Genomic DNA, 2,557 nt, shown 5'->3' with positions numbered 1-2,557 from the left:
CCCAGCCCCGGCACGACGAGCCTCGTCGCTTTCGGCGTGGTCGGCCTCAGCTCCTCTCCCCCGGCGCCCCCTGATCGGCGCGAGCAGCATCACCGCCACCACCAGCAGCAGCGTCACGACCCCCCAAGCCGCCCACCTCCCGGGGACGTTGAGCGCGATCGCGGCAGCGGCCCAGGCGCCGACCGCCGGTGGGACCAGGCGGAGGTCCGGTGGGCCCTCCTGGTGGGGGTTCGCGGCACCCAGGGGGCTGCCCGAGTCGGCATGGACACCTTGGCGGTTCATGGCCGCACCAGGGGACGCAGATCCTCGAACCGGCGGTCGCCGATCCCGTTGACCTCCCGTAACTCGTCGACGGACCGAAAGCCGCCGTGCTGGGCGCGGTAGTCCACGATGTGCTGGGCGAGCACGGGACCCACCCCCGGCAGCGCGTCCAGTTGCTCCACCGTTGCGGTGCCCAGACTGACCGGCGTCCCGGCGGCGGCCCCGGGGCTCCCCCCGGCGCCCACGGCCGGTGCGACCCCTCCCGGCACAGCACCCGGCACGCCCACGACCACCTGCTCGCCGTCCATGAGCAGCCGCGCCCGGTTGAGCCCGGTGACATCCACACCGTCCCGGACCCCGCCCGCCGCGGCCAGCGCGTCGGCGACACGGGACCCTGGCGGCAGTCGACGGATCCCCGGCCTCCGCACCTTGCCGCTGACGTCGACGACGATCCCGCCGCCCGGGGACGGCGTGGGTGCCCCACTCGGCCCGGTCCCCGCCACCGGACCCGTCGGCCCCAGGCTGGGCCCGGGCGTCCGGGCGGACGGCGCCGCGGCAGTAGGCGCCCGCCCCGCCACCCTCTCCGGGACCCGCACGGGCTCAGGCCGCCCCGCCCAGAAATGCTGCACGGCGAACCCGACGGCCACGGCCAGCACCACACTCAGCGCGGCCAGGCTCCTCGGTGTGAGCCCGCATCGCGACTGCACCCAGACGGGCAGTCGCTCCCGCAGGGCAGCCCAGGCCCGGTCTCGCAGGCCGGGGAATCCCTGGAGGCCAGCCGCGGTCGGCTGGGTTGGCGTCGGGGGTGGCGTCGGCGTCGGCGTGGGAACAGGTTCAGGAGGCTGAGGGGAGGGCGGCGGCGCGAGCGCTCGCCCGGGTGGTCCGGCGGCAGCCGCAGCCGGTGCGGGCGGATCTGTCTGCGAGGTCGCGGGGAGCAGCGCCTCCGCCCGCCGCCGCGCGGCCGTTCCGGTGGAGGCACGGACCTGGGCGCTGCTCGGGCGACGACCGTGACCATGACGGGCACGGCCGTCCGAACCCGGAACGCGGCCCGGCCCGCTCGTTGCGATGCGTGGTGATCGGATAGCCATGCCACGACGGTAGGCAGCTCGGGCCAATCCCGCTGATCACGCGCAATTCCCGTGGATATCACGGTTGTTGTGGATAACTCCGTCACCCGCAAGGGTGATTCCACCGGCGCTCAGCGGTGTCGACCTGCCCAAACCGGTTCCACCCTCAGCCCTCAGCGCGGCGAGACCACAACCCCCAGCAGCCCGGGCCCCGTGTGCGCCCCGATCACCGCGCCGACCTCGCTGACATGCAGATCCGCAAGGCCCGGCACCCGTTCCCGCAGCCGGTCCGCGAGCACCGCCGCTCGTTCGGGTGCGGCGAGGTGGTGCACGGCGATGTCCACCTGGCTCGCCCCGGCCCGGTCGACGACGATCTCCTCCAACCGGGCGATGGCACGCGATGCCGTGCGCACCTTCTCCAGCATCTCGATACGCCCGCCGTCCAGCTGGAGCAGCGGCTTGACCGAGAGCGCCGAGCCGAGCAGCGCCTGCGCCGCTCCGATACGGCCGCCCCGTCGCAGATAGTCGAGGGTGTCCACGTAGAAGAAGGCGGAGGTGCCCGCCGCGCGCTTCTCGGCCGCCGCCACCGCCTCGTCGAGGGTGCCCGCCGCCTCGGCCACCTCGGCTGCGGCGAGCGCGCAGAAGCCCAGGGCCATCGCGACCATCCCGGTGTCCACCACCCGTACCGGCACGGCCGCGCTCTTCGCGGCCAGCACGGCGGCGTCGTAGGTGCCCGAGAACTCGGCCGACAGGTGCAGTGAGACGATCCCGGTGGCGCCCGCCTCGGCCGCGGCCCGGTAGGCGGCGGCGAACACGTCGGGACTGGGCCGCGAGGTGGTCACGGAACGGCGCTTCTGCAAGGCCAGGGCGAGGGAGCGGGCCGAGATCTCGGTGCCCTCCTCCAGCGCCTGGTTGCCGAGGACGACGGTCAGCGGCACCGCGGTGATGCCGTGCCGGTCCATCATCTGCGGCGGCAGGTAGGCCGTTGAATCGGTGACGATCGCGACATGGCGGGACATGAGCGGGAGGTTACCCGCCGGGGCCGCCGCACGGCAGCCCGGCCCCGGTTCAATGATCGGTTCGGACCCGCCTTGACCGGTTCGGACCTGCGCCCGCGCCATACGGTGGGCGCTCCGCGGTACCCGCGCTCCGCTCGCGCACTCCACCTCGCGCGCCCCGGGTCGTACCCGGGGCGCGCGAGGTGGAGTGCGCGAGCGGAGCGCGGGTAC

General features: G+C 74.6%; 2 protein-coding genes and 1 pseudogene. All 3 read right to left on the bottom strand.

Annotated features, from left to right (window positions below; genetic code table 11):
* Positions 1 to 282: pseudogene (locus tag ACJA3G_RS34950) on the bottom strand (MBL fold metallo-hydrolase); the annotation flags it as partial.
* A complete protein-coding gene (locus tag ACJA3G_RS34945) occupies positions 279 to 764 on the bottom strand; it encodes a helix-hairpin-helix domain-containing protein (protein WP_406557050.1) in 486 nt (161 codons plus the stop codon). The gene ACJA3G_RS34945 and the pseudogene ACJA3G_RS34950, both read right to left, overlap by 4 nt.
* A gap of 737 nt (positions 765 to 1,501) precedes the next feature.
* Complete coding sequence (locus ACJA3G_RS34940; RefSeq protein ID WP_406557049.1) at positions 1,502 to 2,347, bottom strand: DegV family protein; 846 nt, start codon at positions 2,345 to 2,347, stop codon at positions 1,502 to 1,504.
* Positions 2,348 to 2,557 lie beyond the last annotated feature (210 nt).

The organism is Streptomyces sp. YS-3 (assembly GCF_045257485.1).
GTDB lineage: Bacteria > Actinomycetota > Actinomycetes > Streptomycetales > Streptomycetaceae > Streptomyces.
Note: the sequence above shows the minus strand (reverse complement) of the source record. Positions and strands in the feature narration are given on the sequence as shown.